Here is a 3,227-nt window from a genome sequence, read left to right as displayed (position 1 = left end):
GTGTTTGTGTTTGCTGATTTTGGCTGCTGGAAAGCGGAATGAACAGGAAACTTTCACGTTCCGTTTGGGGCGAGGGGGTTGGAAAAGTGCTGACGACAGTAACTCGCTGGCCTCCCACGCCACCGTACGTGCGGTTCTCGAGAAAGGGGTCCAGAGACCTGTCCTGACAGGATAAGGCGCTGGGTGCCCTATTCTACCAAAATTTGTTAAGGCTAATTGTTTGAGATAGCATAGCTATTTAACTGATAAAAAATGGAAAATAATCGCACCGAAAACGTTATCAACATTATAGCGATAACTCACTTGGAGCTATCCTATGTTTAGACAACAAGATAATCCTGTTTTGTCGTCGTTACCCGAAATTCAAAGAAACGACAAAAAACGTCACCGATCCCTCTACGCCATCTTTGCAGTGCTTGGGGTATTTATTGTGATAACCGCGGCAGTGCTTTTGATTTCACAAAATGAGAGTTCACAAAGTGATAGTTCGACTCGAGAGTTACGTCTAAACTATGCTGTCGGCGAGCGCATGGTTTATGAACATACAAACATAGCAACAAACCAAATGCCCAACACAGAACTTCCTTTGCCCGATACTACCAATAGTGTAAACTCCGATTCAACCTTAATTATAGAAGTTCTAAGTGAAAATAGCAATAGCTACACAGTGAAACAAACCCGCGCTATGACCCCTGGTTTTGGCGTGGCTATACCGCCAATTACGCTATCTATTGACAAAGCAAGCTATTACAAAAACTTTGTAGACCCACAGGGACAATTTCTTTTCTTCAACGCTGACAGTAATCCAACCCTTTTGGCATACTTAGCCAAAGATAAAATTACAATCGGTGATGTCTGGATCATCCCTGTAAACACAGGCAATGCAAGCTTAGGGCTGACAGGGGAAGTCACACTAACATTTGCAGACACACAAGAAATACCTGTCCCAGCAGGCATCTTCCAAACCATGCGCATCGAAATAACCAGTAAAGATCTTCTCTATCACTCAGACGGCACCATCCTGAGCGGTATTGATGGCATGAATTTGCAGATAAATGGCACCTCATATGTAGAACTGGGAACCTTCCGCGCAATCAAAGCTGACCTAATACAAATACTCACAAACGCACAGGGAATTGTAATATCAACATGGTATTCAGAGAAAACGTTGGTCGAATATACAAAACCCTAATTTTTATTGACAATTTTTCTCATCAAAAACCTGAAATTAAGTCTTCTTGATATAACAGGCTTAGTTCTGAAATCGGAACTTGGAAAAGACCCTTAAGAACAAAACAAGAAAAAATCATCTAACCTTAACTGATAAAGGTTTAAGCATGCCGAGCTTAAAAAATTATTGAAGACAGGTTCTTAGTCTCAATAAGCATTTTCCACAATATAAACCCGATCTACTGTGTATATGATCTGCAAATAATTATTGCCATTATGCAATTCTATTTTTAAAGATTGACTGTTTAGTTTTTATAGAAAACAGTGCGTCAAACAAACAACAGAAAAAAGATGTGTGTTTATTGTTGCGGAAAAATTACATGCGCTGTTACAACAATACCACTACAACACCCGTAAATTTTGATGAAAGCTAAATATATATATAAGAGTTTTGATGCAACCTACTACACATAGACACAAAACATGTGTGGAAAAATACAAAAAATGCGGATGATTCGTCTGCAACCTAGCGGCTACAACAGTCCCATCCAAAAATTAAAATCAGAAAATCATATCCTGATGTTGCACATTATAAGTGGGTTTAACGGTAATGCGACAGATGCCACATTTATGTATTTTTGAACATTCAAAGTCATTATAAAGACTGCCGTCAGTTGCCTTTATTGTGGATGTACGTGGATACCCAAAACCTTGTGCATCTTTTACCTCCAAGTATTTACTAAGTATTGCACGATATACAGTGTATGCATTGCCTGATCTAACGTATATACGGCCGCCTTCAAAATCCCAATAAGAACACGTGTTGTCGATAGGGGTTTCATCTGATATTAGAAAACCTAAAGCACCATGTTCATAGTTCTGTTTTTCATATTCGTTGAAAGCAACACCATATATCGCATGTGTGCCAATATATCGTGACCAGTATATTGTACCCTTTTCAAAATGATTATATCTTCCCACAGTTCCATATATGGACTTCACAGTTGACCTCTCATCAGTCTTTGGAAAACCTAATACACCACTTTCTTCATTCAGACTTTTATATTTCTTATAAATTTCATGATAAACTACAAATGTATAGAAAGATCCCTGACCTACAAGATTAATAACCCGGTATCTATGGTAAACCGTGCCACTTGTACATTCCTGTTTACATGTGCACGTTGTGTTTGGTGACCCAGTTTTTTTAACGTCACCAATGCACGCATTAAGAATAGTTTTGAACTCGTTATATTTATTGTCGATTTGTGTTTTGCATGTCACGGGACATGTTGGGGGGGGGAAGGACATTTTTTACATACCTCAAGATTTATTGATGTGTATGTCATAAATTACGCTATTCGCCAATTTATGGTTTGTGTTTTCATGAGTTTCTGGATAAAATCTATTTTGAGTTGATTCTAAAAGTGGAACTCACCTGTTTGCGTCTGCTTTCCATCTCAAATCGAGTTTTGAAGTATCTTTAACTTATAGTAGAGGGGTGGATGTTACGAAAGTATTCCCAGATAGGTTTTCTTTTTTTAGAACTAACATATCAAGTCCACCTAAATGGTGTATAACTCGTTTCAGCAAAGAAGGCGTCCGCATGGAAAACAACACTAATAAATTATTAATTGTTGGCTCTATAGTTGCTATTATCGGTGTTAGTTTTACGGTAGTTATCTTTCTGACTGGATATGCTGCTCTGCCTGAATTTTTTCCAGACAGCAGTAACTCCCAAGCAGATCCGCCAGCCACCACAATTACGATACCAACCCAACCTCCGTAAACTTCCCCAATTGAATTGCCTATTGGAAAGAAAGTTTCAGGTTCAATAACAAATACAACTACTTCAAATATGTACAAGTTTGTATTGCCGCAAAACGACACCATAGCACTATCTGTAGATGATGATTACTTTTTCCGTGATCTGTCATATTGCTTTGACCGCATTATAAATAAGTGTTGATTGTATATGTTAACACGTGCTTAGTTATGAATAAAAAGTACAGTGTTAACTTGACCAAAGATGAGCGTTGGATAATTTTTGAGACAAT

At 38.2% G+C, this 3,227-nt stretch carries 3 protein-coding genes; 1 reads left to right on the top strand and 2 read right to left on the bottom strand.

The features are described from left to right. Positions 1-316: 316 nt before the first annotated feature. On the top strand, positions 317-1,192 hold the full coding sequence (locus FWF39_RS12160; RefSeq protein ID WP_343383702.1) for a hypothetical protein: 876 nt from the start codon (positions 317-319) through the stop codon (positions 1,190-1,192). Between the two features lie 539 nt (positions 1,193-1,731). Here FWF39_RS12160 and FWF39_RS12155 read toward each other — a convergent pair. Both FWF39_RS12155 and FWF39_RS12150 read right to left on the bottom strand, forming a co-directional pair. Continuing rightward, entirely contained in the window at positions 1,732-2,481 is a 750-nt protein-coding gene (locus tag FWF39_RS12155) for a hypothetical protein (protein ID WP_343383701.1), read from the bottom strand. Between the two features lie 177 nt (positions 2,482-2,658). Then, positions 2,659-3,036: a hypothetical protein gene (locus tag FWF39_RS12150; RefSeq protein ID WP_343383700.1), complete on the bottom strand. Its 378-nt coding sequence runs from the start codon at positions 3,034-3,036 to the stop codon at positions 2,659-2,661. Between the last annotated feature and the right edge of the window lie 191 nt (positions 3,037-3,227).

The organism is Candidatus Bathycorpusculum sp., assembly GCF_009778815.1.
GTDB lineage: Archaea > Thermoproteota > Bathyarchaeia > Bathyarchaeales > Bathycorpusculaceae > Bathycorpusculum > Bathycorpusculum hydrogenotrophicum.
This window is presented reverse-complemented; position numbering and strand designations above follow the sequence as displayed.